The 19,615-nt window shown below is 68.6% G+C and carries 23 protein-coding genes; 17 read left to right on the top strand and 6 right to left on the bottom strand.

All coding sequences use genetic code 11. The annotated features are described in order from the left end of the window. Nucleotides 1-20: 20 nt before the first annotated feature. From M1P90_RS37960 to M1P90_RS37935, 6 genes are all read right to left on the bottom strand, one after another. Nucleotides 21-1,133, bottom strand: coding sequence for a hypothetical protein (locus M1P90_RS37960; RefSeq protein WP_483705302.1), 1,113 nt, complete (start codon nt 1,131-1,133; stop codon nt 21-23). Further along, nucleotides 1,130-2,257 carry a hypothetical protein gene (locus M1P90_RS37955; protein WP_483705300.1) on the bottom strand — a complete coding sequence of 376 codons (1,128 nt, stop codon included), beginning with the start codon at nt 2,255-2,257 and terminating at the stop codon, nt 1,130-1,132. The genes M1P90_RS37960 and M1P90_RS37955 overlap by 4 nt, the downstream gene beginning before the upstream one ends. Beyond that, complete coding sequence (locus M1P90_RS37950; protein ID WP_483705298.1) at nt 2,254-2,541, bottom strand: hypothetical protein; 288 nt, start codon at nt 2,539-2,541, stop codon at nt 2,254-2,256. Before M1P90_RS37950 ends, M1P90_RS37955 begins: the two co-directional genes overlap by 4 nt. Before the next feature lie 18 nt (nt 2,542-2,559). Next, a complete protein-coding gene (locus M1P90_RS37945) occupies nt 2,560-2,727 on the bottom strand; it encodes a hypothetical protein (RefSeq protein WP_483705296.1) in 168 nt (55 codons plus the stop codon). A gap of 182 nt (nt 2,728-2,909) precedes the next feature. Then, entirely contained in the window at nt 2,910-3,485 is a 576-nt protein-coding gene (locus tag M1P90_RS37940; protein WP_483705294.1) for a hypothetical protein, read from the bottom strand. Nucleotides 3,486-3,577: 92 nt separating this feature from the next. After that, the gene (locus M1P90_RS37935; RefSeq protein ID WP_483705292.1) at nt 3,578-4,714 is read right to left on the bottom strand and encodes an RNA-guided endonuclease InsQ/TnpB family protein; all 1,137 of its coding nucleotides are present in this window, start codon (nt 4,712-4,714) and stop codon (nt 3,578-3,580) included. Between the two features lie 484 nt (nt 4,715-5,198). On the opposite strand from M1P90_RS37935, the gene M1P90_RS37930 reads away from it, so the two are divergent. The 17 genes from M1P90_RS37930 to M1P90_RS37850 all read left to right on the top strand — a co-directional run bounded on the left by M1P90_RS37930 (nt 5,199) and on the right by M1P90_RS37850 (nt 19,286). Then, on the top strand, nt 5,199-5,846 hold the full coding sequence (locus M1P90_RS37930) for a hypothetical protein (RefSeq protein ID WP_483705290.1): 648 nt from the start codon (nt 5,199-5,201) through the stop codon (nt 5,844-5,846). After that, nucleotides 5,843-6,454, top strand: coding sequence for a hypothetical protein (locus tag M1P90_RS37925; protein WP_483705288.1), 612 nt, complete (start codon nt 5,843-5,845; stop codon nt 6,452-6,454). Before M1P90_RS37930 ends, M1P90_RS37925 begins: the two co-directional genes overlap by 4 nt. Before the next feature lie 24 nt (nt 6,455-6,478). Continuing rightward, the gene (locus tag M1P90_RS37920; RefSeq protein ID WP_483705286.1) at nt 6,479-7,108 is read left to right on the top strand and encodes a hypothetical protein; all 630 of its coding nucleotides are present in this window, start codon (nt 6,479-6,481) and stop codon (nt 7,106-7,108) included. Further along, a complete protein-coding gene (locus M1P90_RS37915) occupies nt 7,108-7,494 on the top strand; it encodes a hypothetical protein (RefSeq protein ID WP_483705284.1) in 387 nt (128 codons plus the stop codon). The genes M1P90_RS37920 and M1P90_RS37915 overlap by 1 nt, the downstream gene beginning before the upstream one ends. Nucleotides 7,495-7,541: 47 nt before the next feature. After that, on the top strand, nt 7,542-8,306 hold the full coding sequence (locus M1P90_RS37910) for a hypothetical protein (RefSeq protein WP_483705282.1): 765 nt from the start codon (nt 7,542-7,544) through the stop codon (nt 8,304-8,306). Beyond that, the gene (locus tag M1P90_RS37905; protein WP_483705280.1) at nt 8,306-9,079 is read left to right on the top strand and encodes a hypothetical protein; all 774 of its coding nucleotides are present in this window, start codon (nt 8,306-8,308) and stop codon (nt 9,077-9,079) included. The genes M1P90_RS37910 and M1P90_RS37905 overlap by 1 nt, the downstream gene beginning before the upstream one ends. Nucleotides 9,080-9,229: 150 nt before the next feature. Further along, a complete protein-coding gene (locus M1P90_RS37900; protein ID WP_483705278.1) occupies nt 9,230-9,748 on the top strand; it encodes a transglutaminase-like domain-containing protein in 519 nt (172 codons plus the stop codon). Next, nucleotides 9,745-10,686 (top strand): hypothetical protein, encoded by a 942-nt coding sequence (locus M1P90_RS37895; protein WP_483705276.1) that lies wholly within the window; start codon nt 9,745-9,747, stop codon nt 10,684-10,686. The genes M1P90_RS37900 and M1P90_RS37895 overlap by 4 nt, the downstream gene beginning before the upstream one ends. Beyond that, a complete protein-coding gene (locus M1P90_RS37890) occupies nt 10,683-11,408 on the top strand; it encodes a hypothetical protein (protein WP_483705274.1) in 726 nt (241 codons plus the stop codon). The genes M1P90_RS37895 and M1P90_RS37890 overlap by 4 nt, the downstream gene beginning before the upstream one ends. A 186-nt stretch (nt 11,409-11,594) precedes the next feature. Beyond that, nucleotides 11,595-12,491, top strand: coding sequence for a hypothetical protein (locus M1P90_RS37885; RefSeq protein ID WP_483705272.1), 897 nt, complete (start codon nt 11,595-11,597; stop codon nt 12,489-12,491). Further along, the gene (locus M1P90_RS37880; RefSeq protein ID WP_483705270.1) at nt 12,491-13,189 is read left to right on the top strand and encodes a hypothetical protein; all 699 of its coding nucleotides are present in this window, start codon (nt 12,491-12,493) and stop codon (nt 13,187-13,189) included. Before M1P90_RS37885 ends, M1P90_RS37880 begins: the two co-directional genes overlap by 1 nt. Nucleotides 13,190-13,266: 77 nt before the next feature. Next, nucleotides 13,267-13,584 carry a hypothetical protein gene (locus tag M1P90_RS37875; protein ID WP_483705268.1) on the top strand — a complete coding sequence of 106 codons (318 nt, stop codon included), beginning with the start codon at nt 13,267-13,269 and terminating at the stop codon, nt 13,582-13,584. 64 nt (nt 13,585-13,648) lie between these two features. Next, nucleotides 13,649-14,254, top strand: coding sequence for a hypothetical protein (locus M1P90_RS37870; protein ID WP_483705266.1), 606 nt, complete (start codon nt 13,649-13,651; stop codon nt 14,252-14,254). Beyond that, on the top strand, nt 14,251-15,591 hold the full coding sequence (locus M1P90_RS37865; protein ID WP_483705264.1) for a hypothetical protein: 1,341 nt from the start codon (nt 14,251-14,253) through the stop codon (nt 15,589-15,591). Before M1P90_RS37870 ends, M1P90_RS37865 begins: the two co-directional genes overlap by 4 nt. Before the next feature lie 420 nt (nt 15,592-16,011). Next, nucleotides 16,012-16,344, top strand: a complete 333-nt coding sequence (locus M1P90_RS37860) for a hypothetical protein (protein ID WP_483705262.1) — start codon at nt 16,012-16,014, stop codon at nt 16,342-16,344. Between the two features lie 72 nt (nt 16,345-16,416). Next, complete coding sequence (locus M1P90_RS37855) at nt 16,417-17,499, top strand: tetratricopeptide repeat protein (RefSeq protein ID WP_483705260.1); 1,083 nt, start codon at nt 16,417-16,419, stop codon at nt 17,497-17,499. Beyond that, nucleotides 17,496-19,286, top strand: coding sequence for a hypothetical protein (locus tag M1P90_RS37850; RefSeq protein WP_483705258.1), 1,791 nt, complete (start codon nt 17,496-17,498; stop codon nt 19,284-19,286). The genes M1P90_RS37855 and M1P90_RS37850 overlap by 4 nt, the downstream gene beginning before the upstream one ends. Nucleotides 19,287-19,615: the final 329 nt, after the last annotated feature.

Here is a 19,615-nt window from a genome sequence, read left to right as displayed (position 1 = left end):
CCAAGCCACCGCTCCTATCATCAAACAGTCGCGCGCGCCTGTTTGCGCCCACGCACCGTGCGCGTGGCGCCGGGCTGCGCGGCGGCGGCTGTCTCGTCGGCCACAACTTCCCAGCCCGTCTCGGTTCGCTCCCAACGCCGCGCGGCGTTGCGGTCACCAGAGCCGCCCAGCGTAAACCCGGCCATTGGCGTGACGATTTCCTCGCCGGCCCGGGCCCGTCGCGCGGCGTCGAACGCTACGATGGTCTCCGCGCCGATACTGTTCAGGCCGTACACGTTGGCCATGAAGCGCGCCATCGACACGCATACGGCGCTGATGTCCATACCAGTAAAGTTCACTACCCCGCCAAGCACCGCCCAATGGGGGATATGAGCTGCCGCGGCAAGGAGTAGACGGCCGCTACCACAGGCACAGTCGCAGATCGCCAGGGGCTTGATGAACGGCTGCGCGGCAGGCACCACGTGCTTGAGGAAGTATGTCTGCTGCGCGTCTGCCGGCAGCATCTCGGCAACCCGCCACGCGATCAGTGCGACGGCGCCGTAGAGGTTGTCGGGGTGGTTCAGCGCTTCCAGCAGCATTCTGGTCACCTGTTCCGAAAATCGCTGGAGGTTGGCCATGCTCATCGCGAGCGGCCACGGCGTGAAAAATTGGCCGCCGTCGCCGCTGAGATCCATGTGCTCGAAGACCGTGCCGGCCCAGTCAAACACGACCTGATCGGCGGCCTCCAGCATGACGTCGAGTGCCTGCGAGAAGATGCTTGTCGCACGCTCCAGGTGCCGTTCGTACCGGTGGCGCATGCGCAGTTCCAGATCGCGCAGATCCTCCGGCAGATCCTCAATCCGGCTGGTGATCGTCCCTGTCGCTGCAATCCGCTTCAGGTCGAGTGGAACCATGCGCATCATACCGCAACCGTAGTCGCACCAGTCATGAAAAACCTGGTATGGCTGATAGCCCTGATCAGCGAGCGTCAGCAGCAGCTTGGCGATGCGCTCTACTGGTTCTGTCGGCGGGTTCCACTGCATCAGCGTGCGATTGTCGCCGGGCTCGCCGACCATCGCGCGCAGCGTGGCGCCGAGCTGGAGGTTCTTTGCGGTCGTTTTTCGCCGGGCAGCCTTTCCAATGCGCTTGCTCATAGGGTCATATCCTCTTCAATCGGCGTGTCGACGACGACGATGCCCTCAGGGACGCGCCGTAGGCCGCGCCGGCGCGATCGCTGGGGCGAGGGCAGGCCGGCCGGTGCGTTTTCGTCCGCCTCCGCAGCCGCTGTGTCGTTCCATGCTTGGCGCTGCTCGGGCGAGGGGAGTGTGATGCCGCGCGCCTCCAGTGCTTCCAGCAGCGATAGCTCAAGGTTTGCTTGATAGCCGTTCAGCCCGTAGAGCATGCACTGGACACGGGTCATCTGCACACAGAGAGGGTCCAGGTCGATGCCAAAAAAGCTCACAACACCCAGGCGAACCGCCCACGGAGGCAGGCTCGATGCCGCCGCAAGCAGCATGACGCCACTACCGCAGCTCGGGTCAATGAAGTTGACCGGCGTGATGTACGGCAGCGCGGCCGGCAGCAGCTTCGTGCGCCAGAACTCCTGCTGGCCGGCCTCGGACATCGCCGCGGCGATTGGGAGCATGAAGCGCAGAATCTTCCCGGCCTCGTTACGCTCGTCTTCGAGCGCGGCCATGACCGCCTTATGGACTTCCTGCTCCAGAAGCGACATTTCAGCCATGAGCTTTGCCGCATTCCAGGGCGTGAAGAATTGATCGGCCCCGTTGCCGAGCTTCCAGCGCATAAACATCACGCCGAGCCAGTCGGCGACACACGTACTCGCCGCTTGCATGAGCTGCCAGAGCGCCTGCGAGAATAGGCGGGGCGCCAGATCGCCGTGCTGGCTGTAGCGCTGGTCGAGGTCCCGCCAGACTTGGCGGACGTCGTCAGGCGTGTCCGGCGGCATCTGGACGATCGATTCCTTGAGCGCCGCCTGCCGGAGATGCAGCGGCAGCGTGCGCAGCACGCCATCGCAGAACGCGACGAAGTCGCGAATGACCGTGTTGTGGCCGTGGCCGGTCCGGCGCGTGATTCCGTCCAGCGTCTCCAGTATGGCGTCGATCGGCTCGCTCGGCGGGTGCCAGATCAGATCGGGGTCGATGATCACGCCGTCAGTGCCTGGGTCGACCGGCGATCCCGGCGCCACACGGCGCATGCCCTTGCCTGTTTCTTTGCCCTCGCGGCGCTCGCGTTTGGTTCGGCTAGCCTTACCCATCATGTCCCCTGTCTGGTTGCTATGCCGCGCTGGCGGGCGTGATCGATGCTCCAGACCAGCTCCTGCGCGGCCCCTGGGAGCAGCCCCCAACTGGCGAGATCGCGCCGCTCGGCGCTGTCCTGCCGCGCCGTACGCGGCACGGCGCACCCCGCGCCGTTGCTGCGCAGCTCGATGTACAGCGGTTCGGTGATCAGTTCCAGCTCCTGGCCAAGTATCAGGACGTCGTCGATCTCCAGTTCGTAGGGCGCGGCGCCCGGGCCGTGCAGCGCCGCCCGGAGGGCCGCCACGCTGGCATCGACACCGGGCTAGTCGAGCAGCATCTGCCGGCCGCGGTTGCTGTAGACCGTGCGGCGCGCGATGACCGCACCGCCACCGCTGGGCTCCAGCTCCAGCATGATTTCTTTGTCCCGCGGCACCTGACCGCGCTGCTCGCGGATGAATTGCCAGAAGAGGATAACCAGCAGGTCGAGCATGTCGATGTTGTTCGGAAACGTTCGGTTATGCTGCTCGTTCCAAATGTGTCGGGTGGAACTGAGTGGCGTGCTTAAAACAGCCCGGCCAGATGCAGACCCAAGACGATGACGGCGATTGCGATCAAAATACCGCCGACCAGCGGCGATGTTGGACGACTTGACCCGAATTTCAATGAAATTCCTTACTGCTTGCCAGGCCCGCGCGCGATCCGTCCGCCGGCCATTACGGCGAGCGCTGCCGCAAGCTCGCCGGCGCTGAGCGCGATAGCGCCCCATGTGCTCGTGTAGCGACGGCGCTGGCCGTCGTCCTGTGTCGTGATACCCGCCGGCTCCTCGCCGGCGGCGAGCGCGCGCCACTCCTGGAGCGTCGCCGGCAGCGACCCGGTCAGGCGCCCGCCCGTGATGGCGCGCACAAAGGCCAGACCTTGCTCACCCTGCTCGGCGAAGAGGTCTGCGAACGAGACCGTGATCAGCTCGCCGTCGCTGAGCACCAGGGGGTACGTGAACCCGATCTCCTCGCCCAGGCGCCCGATCTCGATCGCGCGCTCCAGTTCGGCGCAGGTTATGCGCACGGTGTCATCGCCCAGGCTGATGACCAGGAGGCCGTCGCGCTCCCCAACCCGATCGCCGTGCTCCAGTACGGCTGCGCGCTCGGTCGCAAACACCTCGGTCGCGATGGCTGTTTGGACCATCTCCAGCTCTGAGACAAGCGCCAGCACACTGCCGCACTCGCTGCCGTTCTCGATGTCTCTGAGCATCACGCTGTTACAGGCGTGATACCTCCCCGCCGCTCGAGCGGGGCTTCCTCCGTCGCCGTGTCGCGCCCGCACATGGCGGGACTTATAGACACTCAGGAGGCGTTTTGGCTCTCCGGGTATCCCTCGGCGAGCAGGAGCCGCAGCCCCTCGTGACGAATATTCTCAGCCGCGTTCACATCTCGGTCGTGGGCCGCGCCGCAGGCACACGTCCAGACCCGATCCGCCAGCGTGAGGTCGGCGTTGACCGTCCCGCACGCCCGGCAGAGCCGCGACGACGGGTAGAACCGCCCGATGACCGCCAGGCGCTTCCCTTGCCAGCGAGTTTTGTAGGCGAGCATGGAACGGAGCATCCCCCATGCTGCATCGTAGACGCTCTTGCCAAGGTTGGTTTTCCCCAGGCCCGACACGGCTAAATCCTCGATGCAGATGGCGTCGCACTGGCGAACGAGCGCGGTGGTCAGCTTGTGCAGGTGATCGCGCCGCCTACTTGCGACCCGCTGATGCTGGCGGGCGACCTTCGCGCGAGCCTTCTCCCGGTTCTTGCTGCCCTTCTGGCAGCGAGATAGGTGCCGCTGGAGACGGCGGAGCTTGCGTTCAGCGCGGCGGTAGTGTTTCGGAGCGGGAACACGTCTGCCGTCACTCACGACGGCCAGGTCTTTCAAGCCCAGGTCTACACCCACAGTTCGGGCGGGATCAGGTGGCGGCCGCGGCGTGTCCGGCAGGTCGACGTGAACGATGAGGGTCACGTACCACGCGCCGATCGCATCTTGCTTGAACGTCGCGCTCCTGGGTGTTCCTTCCAGGGGGCGATGCAACACCAACTTGACTGGGCCGATCTTCGGCACCATGAGCATTTCGCCCTCGACCGTCACGCGCTGTGGGATGCGGAATGAGGGCCGCTCCCGTTTCTTGGCCTTGAAGCGCGGGAAGCGCGCCCGCTTCTCGAAGAAGGCTCGAAAGGCCAGATCGAGGTCGCGGATGGCCTGCTGAAGCGCCTGGCTGTCCATCTCGCGCAGCCATGCCGTGTGGGGCTGCTGCTTGAGGGCCGCCAGTTCCGCGCACAGCGCCGTGACCGACAAGCGTTTGCCCGTCGCCTTGTAGTGCGCCTGCCGCCTTTCAAGCGCCCAGTTGTACACCCAGCGCCTGGCCCCGGCGAACTGCCGAAACAGCCCCTCCTGCACAGGAGTGGGCCGCAAGCGGTAACGATAGGCTTTCTGGTGCATCGTCATAGCATTATTCGCTCGGGTGTTCGGATAGCAAAAGTTTATCGCCGAAGAAGCTGTTTGTCGCGCTGCAATGCGCTGGAACGCGCTTCATCCTAGCTGTAAACAGCGTGGGTGTGTCAAGCGACATTCCTATAACGGCGCGCGCCCATACTGGTGGCGCCCGCAAGCAGAACTCGCCCCGTACCAAGCAGCACGGCGCCGCCGTACCAGTCGATAGTCGCAGTCTCACGCCAGTGCGGACGGCCACTTGTCGATGAAGCGTCGGTCACGTCTTTCCATTGACAAACGTATCATAATATGATACGATGTTATCACATTCGTGTGAAGATGTCAACTCACAATTTAACAGCAATGTCAAAAAATCAATCCTGCCGGTCGCCTCGACAACCGCACCAGCCTGTCCAAGCACACTTCTGGCGCAGTGCGCCGCATCGCCGTGGCGCTGATCCCGCAGAACGTTGCTGAATGACTGAAATGACAACGACCTATGCCGATCATCCATTCCGCTCATATCTTCTCTGACCGCGCGCGCCAGATCGCGATACTGGCCTGCGCGCAGCACAGTAACCTCGTGAGGATCGCCAACGGCGCGGTCGCCGCGCCTCCGTCGAGCGACGGCGACGTCGCGCTGATCACGGCCGCCGCGTCGGTTGAGGTGGCGCTTGGCACACCGCCGCGGGCGCGAGTGCCCGCGGCGCTGGCTCTGCGCTATCTGGCCTGGCTCGCCGGGGAGACAGACGAGCGCTCGGGCGACGCGATCCTCAAGCTGGCCGCGCGGAGTTGGTACCAGCTCCGGCGCGAGGGCCGCAGCGACGCGCTCGGGCTCGCGCTTTTTGCGCGGATGCTCTGCCATGCGCTTCATTTGGCCTTCGGCCCGGCGTGCTGCTGCTTCCCCGACAGCGCGCTCGCGCCGGACATCGCGCCGGCGGCGGCGATCGCGCCGGACACCGAGCGGGATCTTGGCCGCGATGTGCTGCGATTCAACGTCTACTGGAAGCACGCGTTCGGCGCGCGGCTGGACACGTTCGAGGCGGCGCTGACTTTTCTGGACGGCCTGGGCCAGACGGTCGGGCAGTCAGATGGCGGCGGGCGACGACGCGTAAACACTCCTCTGCGCCAGGAGGCCCGCGCATGACCTATGGTTACGGACATATCGCGACGCGGGAGGGCGACGACCTATGGTCCGAGCTACACCGCGCGCGCGTCACTCTGCTGGCCCCGGACCGCTTCTTTCTCGGGCGCGACTCAGCAAGCGTCTTCAGGATCACGGGCATGGACAGCACAGCCCCTGTTGGGGTATGCGGCGCGCGCCAGGTGCGGCTTGCCCCGCTGCTCTACCACCGGCTCTCCCGCCGCCTGGCCCCGCGCGGGCCGTTCATGCTGCACACCTGCGGCACACCGCTCTGGCGGAGCGAGACCGGGATGGTGTTTACGGCCACCCTGGAGCCGCATACGGCGTGTCCCCGGTGCAGCAAGGCGGTGGCGTCCGCCGAGCTGGCGCCGCTGCCGGCGGGCCCGGCCGTGGTTGAGGTGGTCGGGACGCTGCATGTGCCGGTCGCGTGCCTGGAGCGGCGCGACGCGCTCCAGATCACCCAGGTTTCTATTGTCGCGGTCGCGCTCCAGCACTCACGTTTCGAGATTTCGACCGATGCCGCCGCGGCGCTCGTCGAGGCGCTGGGCACGCTGCGCGTGGTCGCTGAGATACGGCAGGTGTGGGCGAAACCCGCACCCGCAGGGGAGTAAACCATGTCGGTTTGGGGGTTTGGTATGTCGCAGGAGTGGCGGCGGATCGTCGCTCCGGTCGTCGCGGAGGGCTGGACCGAGCCGCGCAAGACCCGCATCACGCTGGTTCTGCCGTCGGCGCTGTCGATCGAGTGGAGCGGCCCCCGGCTGTACCGGGTGACCGGTCAGGCGGAGCTGGGCATGCTGCTGTGTGTCGCCGACACGCCGGACGGCACGCCCGGCGACCGGGTGCTGGTGGAGCATAAGGTCTACGAGCGGCTGCTCACACGTCTCGACGCGCCGCGCAGCTACTTCTTCGTGCATCCGTGCGGTCTGCCGATCTGGCGCGACCCGGCTGGCGGCCTGACCTTCTCGACGAAGTTCACGCCGATAGCGCGCTGCCCGCAGTGTAACGACGAGATCCGGCTTGACGACTGCGCCCCGCTGGCCAATGGCCCGGCGGCGTTCACGATCGAGGTCGGGCCGGCCTTCGACGAGGCGGTGTTTCAGCGCATGGCGACGGTCGCGACGCTCATCTCGGCGGTGCCGCGGCGCTTCCGCGTTGAGGCGCCGGTGGGGCCGTGGATGGCGGTCTTTCTGGCTAGACAAAAGGGCGTCCAGCGGACTGCGCTGGAGGGCTACGGGCTTGCCGCGCCGCTGCGGGAGGCCGCCTGATGCCGCCGCTGCCCGAGCACGATGATGCGTATGCAGATGCGCTGGATGTCGCGCACGAGATCGCCGAGCAGGCGACCGCGCGGCTGGAGGCGGCGCTCGCCGAGGGTCGCCCGGCGCGCGCGCTGGCGTGCGCGGAGATCCTGTGCTGGTTATTCGAGTACACCGCGGCGCTGCCGCCCGAGCCGGCGCATGTCCGCGCGTGGCAGGCGCGTTACGCCGAGCTTGCGCCCAAGCCGGCGGTTGTTGCCGGCGCAGATGACGATGCGATCGACGCCTGGGCGGTGCTGCTCGATCTGGCCCTGGTCGTTCATACGGATCTGTCGTCGCAGGTGGCCGCGCAAACACTCGCGGGCCAGCCGCCTGCGGGGCTCACGCTGGCCGCGTGAGAGAGGTTTGGGAAACGGCGATCCGCGCTCGCTAGCTGGAGGAACTGATGGCAACGCGTGAGGATGGGGTATTTCTGCTGCCGGCGGCGCCGGATGTGGATTCCCACGATTTTATGCTGTACGGCGCGGAAAGGGCCGTACAGGCGATTATGAACAAAGCGGCGAAGCTCGGTATCTCCGAGGTTGGCCAGCCGTACCCTGCGACAATCGGCCTGCTGCGCTGGATGGAGGAGCAGCTTCAGGCCACCGCAGAGTGGCTGACGCGCGGGCAGGCCAGCTTTAGCCCGGGCGTCATGCCGGTCTACCGCGAGGCGATCGTCGGGCTGCGCGACGGCCTGGAGCTGGCGGGCGATGAGGTTCCCGACGCCGGCGCGCTCGGGCCCTGGCTGCGCCCGATCTACCCGCGCCAGGCAACTACCGCGTCGCGGGCCTCCGGCATGGTTGCCGCGCTGCAAGCGGCCCAGCAGGCGCGGGCGCTGGCGCAGGCACAGCCGCCGCGGCCGGACGCGCTCCCGATCGAGCTGAGCCTGCTGGACCGGCTTGCTCCCGCCGCCGCCGCGCGCGTCTTCGCGCGCAGCGCCGCGCAACTCGCGCCTGATACCCTGGAAACGGCTACCGCCCAGGCCGCGATCGGCATGGTCGATGACGCGCTGGCCCGGCGGTCGGGCTGGGCGCCCCACGAGGCCGACGCCGCCGCGCAGGCGCTTCTTTCGCTCTGGCGGCAGCATGCGCTGGACCTGGAGCACGTTGTGCTGCGCGCGGTGATGACGGTGGCCTGCGGCCTGTTCGGCAATTTGTGCGAGGAGGCGTGATGACGACGATGCTGCATCTATTGCAGGCGGGCCTGCGCCTGGACACGCTCGCGCAGTATGCCGCGCAGGCACGCGCGGCCGCGACAGCGCCGGCCGCGACAGCCGACTGGCAGCAGTGGGAGGGCCTGGCCGAGCGGGCGCTCTCTGAGCTGGACGGGGCACTGGACCGCGTCGAGCCGACCGTGCCGGACGTCGCGCTGCATTCGCTGCGCGACGTCGCGGACATCCTGTATCTGAGCGCGCTGCGCAAAGTACACCGGCAGCAGTGGGAGCAGGCTGCGGCGCGGGCGCTGAATGCCGCGATCGCGCTGCTCTACGCCGGGAAGGAGCGCGAGGCGGCGCGGATCGCCCACGAGGTCAGCGGCTGGGCGCACGGCAACGCCGTGCTGGCCCTGCTGGAGTATGGCATCGCGTATGGCCTGCCGGATGCGCCGGCGGCGGACGAGGCGTTGCAGCGCATGGCTGACCAGGGCATCGCCGATCAGTGGCGGCTGGCGCGGCGCTATCTCCAGGCGCGCGGCTGGCTGGCGCGGCTGCTGGCCGAGCGGGAGCGCCACATCGTGCCGATCGTTACGCGCCACGGCGGCGTGCCGGACGAGATCGTCGGGCAGTACCCGCCGACATCGCCTGGTTTCGCGTTGAGAGGCCCGGCGCCGCGCTCGACCACTTCTACGTCAGTGTCCACCGGGGCGCGACCCTGCTGGCCGAGCGCGTCATGTTGTGGCAGACCTCGGTCGAGCTGGGCGGGCAGCGGATCTACGGCCCGACCGTAACGCGGGAGCATGGGTTTGTGAGCGAACAGGGCGAGTTGGTATGACCGAGGTATTGATGTTTGCGAACGAGGAGCGGATTGTCCGGGCGATGGCCGGGGTGAGCGTCTTCCTGCGCACCCTACTGCCCTTCCCGCAGAAAGGCGGCGCGTGATGGCCGGACGTCGCGTGCCGGCGGCGCAGAGCGCCGCCGAAGCGAGCAGGACGGCACCGCCGCGGGTCGACTGGGCGCGCTCCAGCCAGCTTGCCCAGGCCATCGCCGCCGGCTACGGCGCCGATGTATGTTGGGAGGCGGCGATCGTGGCGCTGCTGTTGCTGGGCCGCCCCACAGGCGCGCGCTATGTCGAGGGCTTCCTCATCCCGCCCGACACCGACCTGCCGGACGATGCGCTGCCGATCGCGCACGGCTGGGCCGAGCTTGCTGACGGGACGATTCTCGACCCGCACCAGGCGGCGATCCGCGCGGCGCTGCGCGGCCGTCCCGAGCCGTCCTACCTGGCCGTGCGCCGCTATCCGCTGGAGGATGTGCTGAGCGCGCACCAGCGACGCGCCAGGTTCCCGCTGATGTATCACGGCCGGGCGGAACCGGACGATCCCGAGGTCCTCGCCGTTCGCGCTGAAGCGCTGCGCCTCACGCTGGCGGCGCGCGCTGCGTGGAGGAGGCGCGCATGACCTTCTGGGAGCACCGAGGCGCGGAGCGCGCGGCGCTGGAGCATGCGCTTGAGGCGGCCCTGCGCGAGATGCTGGCCCAAGGCCGGGCGGTCGATCTCGACGCGCTGGCCGCCGAGCTGTGGGCCGCGCAGGTTGTGGCTGTGGGCCTGCCGGCCGCGGCGGTGGATGAGCTGGTGGTTGGCGTGCTGCGGTCCCTGACGCAGGAGGATGATGTGGCGGCGGCCTGGGCACGCGCCGCGGCGGCGGCTGCCTCCACGCCCGGGCAGCAGGTGCGGCGCCTGCTCGCGCTGTGCGACGTCCGGCCGCCCATGCCGTTCTTCCAGCGCGTGCTCGACCTGCTCGTGTCCGCGCAACTGGCCGCCGCCGCGGCGACGGGCCGCGCCCGGGCGGTGCTGCTCGCGACAGTGGACGAGGCGGCCCGCTGCCACCAGGCGCGGCTTCCGTTCATACCGCTCAGCGACGATGAGCGCGACGCGCTGCTCCAGGCCCCCTACCGGATCGACCGGTTCCGTTCCGGGAACGGCGGGTGGCCAAACCCGCCGCAGCGGGTCGGCTCGACCACAGTGCTGGCCTGGGAGGAGGCTCGTGAGGCAGTGGCAAACACATCACTTGCGCAGGACGAGCACCTCCAGGTGTTCGACGCGTGCGGCGTGCATGTGCTGGCGGCGGGGCCTGGGCGCGTGGAGGATATGACGGTCGTCGACTGGTGGGTCGCGCAGCGGCGCCGTGAGGCGCGAGCGGCAGAGTTGGTGCGCGCAGCTGCGGCGCGGGGCGCCCGGCTACATCGCCCTCGCGCGGGCGCCGCTCCCCTCCGTGCCGGCCCGTGCGTCGTGTGCCAGGCCACCACAACGCTCTCCGTGCAGCTTCCTGGCGACGCGGCGGATGGCCTGGCGTGCTGCCGGCGATGTTTTACGGCATTTCAGCAGGAGGCAGTATGAAACAGCATTCCGCAACTAACACGCTCGGCAAGCTCCTCGACGGGGTCGCCGGCACATTGGACATCCTTCTCGACCGCTACCCCAGCGACCCGAGCGACGCGCTGGGCCGCGTGAGCGCCGATGTGCTCGCCGCGATCGCCGACCGCGCGGGGCTGCTGGCGCTGCTGCCCGAGCAGGTCAATGCGCAGACTATCGCGGCGCTGCTCGGGCGCGACCAGCGAGATGGCGGCGCGCCCGATACACTGCGGGGCGGGCGCGACCTGGTCGCGGTGCTGGTCCAGGCGTACCGCCGCGCGCGCGTGGCGCCGGAGACTCAGGCCGCCATAGCAAGCCACGAGTCCCATATCGTGGCTTCGCCGGCTGCGCGGCCGGCCTGGCCGGCGCTGGCCTGGGTGGTCCCGTTCATCCGGGCTGTCGACGACGACCTGGTCGAGGACGGTGTGCTGGCGGCCAGCCGCGGCGAGCTTCTCGCGATGGCTGAGTATGCCGCCTTCGCCGCGCACCTTCGCCTGGAGTTCGACGATCCCGACATGGTCGGCCAGAGCGAGTACCGCGCGATCTACGACGTCTGCGAGAGCTTCTTCGACGGCGAGCCGGACCACGTGCCGGCCATTCTGCGCGAGTTCATCGCGATCGCGCAGGCTATGCTCGAACGGATCGGCGAGTCTCCGAGTGGTGGTGAGGCGACCGGTTTGGAGCATGCCACGCGAGAAGGGATCTAGCGCGCGCCCAGCGCCGCCAGGAGCGGCGCGACGGTGGGCAGATGGTATAAGAGTTGCCTGCCGTGGATCATTGGCGCTGACGACGCAATAGCTTGGAGCGTTCTGACGCCGCAAACCATCACCTGCAATAATGCTGAGCGACGCGCCAGGAAGGCCGCTGACATCTCAGCGCTAGTCGAGGACATCATGACAACTCCAACGTTGAACGAGGATCAGGTTCGCATCCGGCGCGCGGCGCGCGCTGATGCGCTGCTCTGCGTGCTTGCGGAGACCTTCCCCCACCCGCTCACGCGGCGAACGCTCGATAGCTGGCCGCTTGCGCTGCGCGCGGCGATCGCCAACCGCGACGCGTTCGCCGCATGGCTCGCGCCGCGCGTTCACCTCGAAGCCTGCGACTCGCCGGCGCGCGATCTGCTGACCAGCTACCTGTTGGCGTCCGAGCAGCAGCGCCCGCGGTGCGCGCCCGCCTGGCCCGAGCTGGCCTGGGTCGGCCCGTTCACGCAGCTCCTAGACGACCGCTGCGCGCGCGAGGGGCCTGTCGAGCTAACGCTTGGACGCGAGGAGCTGCTGGCCTACCTGGAGCAGGCCGTCACGCTCACGCGCGCGCGCCTGGCGCTGCTGCCGGAAGTTGAGGGGCCGCTGCCGGACGACGCGGTGCGCCGCGCGATTGTGTTGTTGGTAGAGCCATACGCGGACGACCGGCCGGACCTGGTCGAGGCTACGCTCATGGCCACGATTGGCCAGGCCGTGCGCATCCTGCACCGCGTGCGGGGCGGGAGACCGCTGCATGCGGCGCCGCCTGCCACGCCGGCGCTGGTCGGCGAGCTAATCGAGCGGATCGGTGGCGTGCTCGACTGCGTCCCGGGAATGGCGGACGACTGCGCGGCCCTGGCCACTCTGGTGGACGAGGCGCGGCTGCTCCGGCCGCTCGCGGCGGCAGTCCTGGCCTGGGACGGCGACGCGGCGAGCGGGGCGTCGCTGCTCACGGCCTGGCGGGCGGCGCTGCTGCGCGAGCTGGATGCCGGCCATCTGCCGGCCGCCGTCTACGCGTCCGGCGCGGCGGAGAGGGCGAAGGCGGCCTGATGAGTGCTGGAGACGCCAATAGCGCGCGATCCCTGGTCGACCGCGCCCAGGCGCTGGCGGCGCTGCTGCCTCGCACGCTGCGTATCGGCGAGCGTGAGGTCAGCGGAGCGTGGATCGGACAGGCTCTGCCGAAAGAGCGCGGCGGCGCGACGTCCCAGGACGAGGCCGAGCTTCTCGGCCCGGGCGGGGTCCGGCTGTGGCTGTACCGCCTCGTCCTCGGGCCGGGCAAGCCGCCGCGCATTCACATGCAGGCGCAATTCCCGGATGCGGGCGACTACTACACGTACCATGACCCGCGCTTCGAGCGCTCATTTGGGGCTTGGCGCGATGACGCTGCCATTGCCAGGGAGATGGCGCAGAGGCTGCTGCCGGACTATTTAGCGTATTTTGCCGTGGTCGCTCGGCGGAAGGAGGTCGGCTGCGCGATCGCCGATCGGCGCTACAACGACCTCGCGCTTGTGGGACAGGTTCTGACCGCGGATCTGCCCGACCTTCCGCCATCCGCACGCGTGCCTCGCGTCCGCAACCGCGTCAGCATCTACTACAGCATCGAGCGGCCGGACGGGCTGGAGGTAACCGCTGAGTCGCCCGAGATAGGCGCGGTAACGCTCAAGCTGAGCGGACTCAGCGTTGAGGATGCGCTGGATCTGCTGGAATACGCCATCGCCCAGCGGCGCTCGGCGCGGGATGGGGGCTGATCGTTCCCGCGGACATGCCGTGGCGAGGTCCTTGCAATATCCCGCGGCATGAGGCCACTCCAGCCAGGAGGCAGATAATGTACGAGACGACGACACATGCCCCGATCATCGCAGGCGCACGGGAGAGCGCGGTCACGCCCCATCTTGCGCGGCTGCGCTGGCTGCTCGGGACGCTCTGGCGTGCGCGCTACGAACTCGTGGGGCTCGTGCTGCTCCTGGAGGCGGCGGTCGGCCTCCCTGCAACGATCGCGGTGTTCGTAGGGTACGATGCCACAAGCGTGCTGATCGTCGCGCTGGCCGCCACGTGGGGCGCGTTCGTCATGGCGGTAGCTTGTACCATCCGAGAGGTGAGTCGATCCGAAGCTGAGTCGCACGCGCTACCCGGCACAAGCTGATCTTTTCTGGTACCATGCACAGCATCGGGATGCGCTGCACGTGGCAATGAAGGAGCCCCCGCCGATGCCGGAATATTGGTCAGCGACTGTGGTCGACCAGGTTCATTGCCTGACGGTGCTGGATCGGCGAGTTGCGGAGTGCGACGAGGCTGCGGCGGCGATCCATATCCAGGCTGCCGTGCAGGCCGTGCTCGCCTACGTGCGCAGCTACGGCGATCGGTACGAGGCAGCCGGTATCATCCTGCTCGCGCCGCTCGGTATCCGCATCGACCCGCCGGCCCGCTTCCCGACGATTGGCCGCGCGGGTGGGGAGCAGGCGCAGGGAGCGCGCGCGAGCGCGGCGCCGGGGCTTATCGACATCGCCCGCCTGGGCGAGACACCACACCAGATCGCCTGCGCGCTGGCCGACGCCGGCCTGGAGGCCGCGAGCTGGCGCGACCGGGCCGGTGCGCCGGCCGATCTGTTCTGGCCGGTCCCGCGCGCGTACCTCGACGGGGATGATCAGACATCATTTCTTAGTGAGCGACGTCGCGACCGCGTGCTGGCGCGACCTAATGACACGGTCATTGTGGAGTTGCCACTGAGTGTTGTCGCGCGCCCTGGCGCGCCGCTAGCCTGGCCGGATACACCGCCTCCCGTCCGCATCGACCTGGAAAGACGACCGACATGAGCCTGACAGGCCAGATCCGCGATTTATCCAGCCCGCTGCGCCGCTGGATGGAGACGATCGTGGATCGCGCCCGCGCCGCGGAGGCGGCGCGCGGCGTCAACGATCTCCTGGCTCCGATCCCGCCGCTACGGGTCGCGTCGAGCGACCACGCCGCGGTGGCCGCCGCGCTGCGATTGGCCATGCGCGGCTGGGCGATGGTGCCGCCCACTCCGCGACCCGCGCCGATGAGCAGCGAGCAGGCGCACGCCGCGCTGGCCCAGCCCGCCTTTGGTGCGGTTCGCGCCGGCGCCGAGGCTGCGCAGGCGCGGCATCGCTGGGAGGCAGCCGTCGGGGTTGCCGCCGGCCTGCTGGCCATGGCGCTCACCTCGCGCGACAACGCCCTGCGGTCGCGGGCCTACCTCGCGCTGGCGGCGTTTGTTCGGGTTGCGCGCGACGACACGCTTCCGCCACTGCTGGCCCACGCCATAGTAGCGCGCCCCGCAGCGGAGACGGTCCGCGCGATCGTGAACGCGACGCCGATGGGGGCGGTCGCCGACATGGTGCAGATCCTCTCGACCGTGCGCACGGTGTGGGGGGCCGAGCTAGACGCCGATGTTGCCGTCGCGCCCATACTGCCTGGGGCCGCCCTCGTGGGCGGCGCCGACGTCGACTGGATCGTCCGCGGAACGCTGTGGGATGTGAGCGCGAGCGCCGCGGCGCGGCCGTTCGGCCGCGAGGATCTGCTGACCGGGCTGGCTGCGGCGCTGCTGGACCCCTATGGCGAGGCCGGCATCACCGCGCTCGGCTGGTACTTCGCGCGCCACCGGCAGCGCCACGCCGTCGCGCTTGCCGATCTCCTCACGCGGCTCGATTTGCCGCCGATCACCGAGCTGCGCGAGCGCTTCTGGCGCGACCTCTCGCCGCACAGCCGCCCGCTCGATCCCCGGACGCGGGCCGCGGTGCATGAGGCCCCCGCAGCGCTCGCTGACGTGCTGCGCGCGGCGCTCCCCGGCATCGCCGGGGCCATGTCTCGTCGTGAAGTGCAGATCCGCGCGGCGCCAGCCAGCGGAGTGTGGGAGTTGGTCGATCCCCAGGGCGCTATCGAGCGTCTGCCAAACGGCTGGTGCGTTGCGCTGACGCTCCAGGTCAGCGGCGCGCTGGCGCTACTGGTCGCCGTCGCGGCGCCCGGCAAGCCGCTGCGCTGGGCGGTAGCGCGGGCCCTCGCACCCCGCGAAGGCCGGCTGCCAGTCGCCTCGCTCCCGGTTCCGCTGAACGAGGAGCATCCCTCCTGGCCGGCGCTGATCCGGGGTGTCCAGGAGCGGATGAATATCCTCCAGCCGGACGCGTCGTCCTCCTAACGCGCACCTTTCCAGCCGTTTGTAGAGGTCTGCATGTCCGGCATTGTGTCGCAGTGGTATAATCGTGCAGCACCTGCTGCAGGGACCAAGTATGAGCCAGCACGTCGTATCAACGCCAGTTTGCTACAATGGCGTCGTCTAGCGCAGCGCTTGCGAGGCGCGACTCGCGGTCTTCCTCACGACCCTGCGCATCCCGTTCGTTCCCCAGCCGCGGCGTACGCGGTTGACGGCATTGGCTATCTCCCAGACTTCGAGCTGCCACGCCGGCTGTGGGTCGACGTCAAGGGCGCATATGCGCCCCCAGTCGACGCCTGGCGGAAAGCGGCGCTGGTCGTGCTGGGGTTTGGGCGCGTGCTGATGTTCTGATCCGGTGACGATTGGCTGAGCAGCGGCCTCTACATCCTGGTGCGCAACACAACAGTGTTTCTTGGCTATCCGCCGCGGGAGACGCTGATTGACCCGGAGCGTGATTGCGCGTTCGAGCACGGCGATCGGGTGATTACGATCAGGAGGCGCGCGGCGTTCTGGACGATCTGCCGCCACTGTAACAGTCCGGGGCTCGTCGTGAGCGAATCCTCCACCGGCTGGTGCTTTGGCTGCGACACGACCGAGTCCGGTGATCGTCATCATCCGCATCTGGAGCTGGCGGCCAGGGCGGCGCTCGCCGTACAGTTCGAGCGCATGGCACAGGCCCCGCCGTACCAGGCGCGCGGGTACGCGGTGCTAGGACCGGACCGCTTTCGGCGCAAATAAAACGCCGGCGAGCTGGCAGATCGCCGGCGTCGTGGTATTATCGTGTGGCCGATGTGAGCGAAAGGTTTCGCGATGGCCAACGGACGTGAGACATGGCGTGCGGAGATCCAGGCCGCCCTGGCCGATCCAGAGGTCTGCCAGGCGCTCGGCCGGGCCGTGCTTGCCATCCATGGCGCCCTCGATCCGTATCCACGCTTTGCAGCGCTTGAGATCGCGCAGGCCTACGCACGGGCGCTGGCGATCGCGCACTACGACGCGACCATACGCAGCGGTTGGCGTCAGCGCCTGCATGCCGATGGGCGGGAGGTGGGGCCGTTTCCCGATATCCAGCTCACCGATATCGCCCAACAGCTCTGCTACGACGCCTGGGAAGCGCCCACGACGGCGGAGCAGGTCGCGCTCGCCGAACTCGCGCTGCGGCTCGATCCCAACTGTGCCGATGCCTTCACCATCCTCGCGGAAACCACCACGCACAATCTGCATGACGAACTCCTCCTCTACGAGCAGGCCATGCGGGCCGGCGAGCGAGCGATTGGTCCCGACCGCTTCGCGGAGTGGAAAGGCTCATTTTGGGGCATCGTAGAAACCCGGCCGTACATGCGTGCCCGTTGTGGTCTGGCCGACTGTCTCTGGAAGCTCGGCGAGCATCAGCAGGCGATCCGGCACTATCAGGAGCTGCTGCGCCTCAATCCCAACGACAACCAGGGCATCCGTTACCTCCTGGCGTCGGCCCTGTTGGAGGTCGGGGATGATGCCAGCTTCGCGGCGCTCATCAAGCAGTGGCTGCGGACCCTCGCGCCAGGACGAGGCACAGCAGCGCGCGACGGGGCCGATGACGGTGAAGGCGCCGCCTGGCTGTACCCCCGGGCGCTCTTCGCGTTTCGCCGCCACGGCCCAGGACCCGACGCACAGACGGCCCTCGCGCGTGCGCTGCGGCAGAACCGACACGTTCCACCCTACCTGCTTGGCCACCGCGCCCTGCCCACGCGCCTGCCGCCAGCCTCTAGCCACGGCAGCCCCGAGGAGGCGCTGTCCTATGCGCTGATCGGCTTCCAGAGCTGGAGGAACACCCCCGGCGCGCTCGACTGGCTGGCGGCCGAGACACCGGCTACACCGCGCCGAGCCGGTCGACGGAAAGGGCGTGACGAGTCATGAGCGACGGTGGGGTGAACCATCCTCAGCAACCAGCTGCATCCGCATCACTGGGTGCGGCGTGGCCGCAGGACCGGCTCGCCGGCCTCCTAGACGAGGCCGAGGCGATCGCCCATCTCCTCGCCTCAACGATCGCGGAGCACCAGGACCGACGCACGGTCGATGGGCACACCGGGAGCATCCTCATCACCGATCTGCGCGATGGTATCGCATTGCTGGTGCGCGCGACCACCGTGGCGCTGTGGCTTGACGCTCCCGGTGATGGTCACGGGGACGCGGCCGCGTTTCCGTCGTTGCTGGATGCGCGTGCGCAGGCCGGCGCGCTGCTCCACCCCGATCGTTGGCAGAGTCAGGTTGAACTGCTGGCCGGTCGCCTCGTAGCGAACCAGGCGCTGCAGGGCGATAACCGCACAGCGCTGCTAGAGCTCGCGGGGGAGCTCGCGCGCCAGCTGGAGCAAGTAGGGCAGGCCATCGAGGCGCGTGTGGCCGGGCCACAGCGCGCGAACACGGCCTGGGCCGTGGAACGGCTCCTGACTGAGCTGGAAGGACTGGAGCAGGCCGACCAGCCCCAGCCCGTACCGATCCCGCCCCTGCCGCCATGGCCCGAGACGATGTGGCGGATCGCGCCCGATGGCCCTGCCGCGACCGCGACGATTATCGCAGTCGGACGGCAGGCCGCGTGTGATCTCGATCGCGCGCTGCGGCGGGTGCGGCAGGAACCGGCCAGTGCTCCGGCGTATGCGCAGCAGCTCGTGTCGCCGATCGACCGCTCGCTCGATGCCATCCGCCGGGCGCGGGTCGTCTCCGGCGTGCTCGGATTCCTCATCCACCGCGCACGGTATGCGCTTCCGTCCATCACCCCGGTCCCGCTGGTGACGATTGCGCCGTGGGCGATTGCCGGCAGTCCACTCCCGACCCTGGAGCAGACGCGGAAGGCGCTCGTCGCGCAACTCATGGCCACCGTTCCCGCCAGCCAGCAGCGCCGGCACACACAGCGCGTGGCCGCGGGTCTTCGGCGTCTTCTGGCCGCGCTAGAGGAGGCACTGGCCGATATTGATCACCAGGGACGGGCATGCGCCGATAACCAGCTCCGCGCCGAGCGCGAGGCGGACGCGGCGCTTGCCTCGCTCACCCATGGCGCCGCCGCCGATCCTCGCCCGGAGCCGCCGTGGCGCGACGACGATCAGCGGGCTCAGGCATACCGGCGGAGGCTCGTCACCTTCGCGCAGGGTCTGTGGGGGCGCGTGCTGCGCATCCAGGACGGCGAGACGTGCCTGGTGTTGGTCCGAGAAGCCCTCGACGCGCGCCGCTGGGTGCTGCTGCGCGAGGCGGTGCTTCGCCAGCTCGCCGATCTGCGGGAGGCTGGCGAGCGACCCACGCTGGAGGAGTTGCGTCCACGCTGGCAGGCCCGCACCTGGTGGGTCTGGAATGAGATCGAGGGCGATTCGCTCTTCTCGGATGCCGTCAGCGCCGCAGCCCGCCCGGTGCGCATCCGTGCGCTGCACGACCTGATCCGCGCCGATTTGGTGGCGGTCTGTGAGCGGACGGTCGAATCGATCAGCGAGGCGCTACGGGATGCGGTGGTCGCGGAGCAGCGCCTGCGGCGCCACAGCCTGGATCCCGTGCCATGGGGACAAGCGGCGCGGGCAGTCTTGGCCGAGATGAGCGCGCAGGAGCGACCGACGCCGCCCACTGTCTGCTGTGATTGTGGCCGGCCCACGAACAACGGCGCCTATCAGTGCCGGCGGTGCGATCGCATCGAGGAGCGCCGGTATCTAGCCGGCACGTAGTGCGGCCACGCCGGCCAGACCAGGATCGCCGATCCACCGATCGGCGAGGAGCCGGTGGAGGAGCGGCCTACGGATCTCCTGAAGCTTCGGCCGGTGCGGGAGCTAGTCCAGCGCCTGCGCCGCCGGCATTTACGCGATCATCGATGCGCTGAGCCGGCAGCATTGGAGGTTTTCCTGGAGTAGCCAATGGTACCCGGCTGCGGAGCGCTGTGTGTAACGGCGCTCCGCCTCCGATGAGGCGCAGCAGATACCTGTCCCCAAGCACCACGACTGGATCAGGTAGCATCGGTTAGTCGGCATAACGAATGGGCGATCAGTGGGGTTGGAAT

It is taken from the genome of Kouleothrix sp. 19917 (assembly GCF_057073505.1).
The sequence above is the reverse complement of the archived record's forward strand: the minus strand, read 5'-3'. Positions and strand labels throughout refer to the sequence as shown.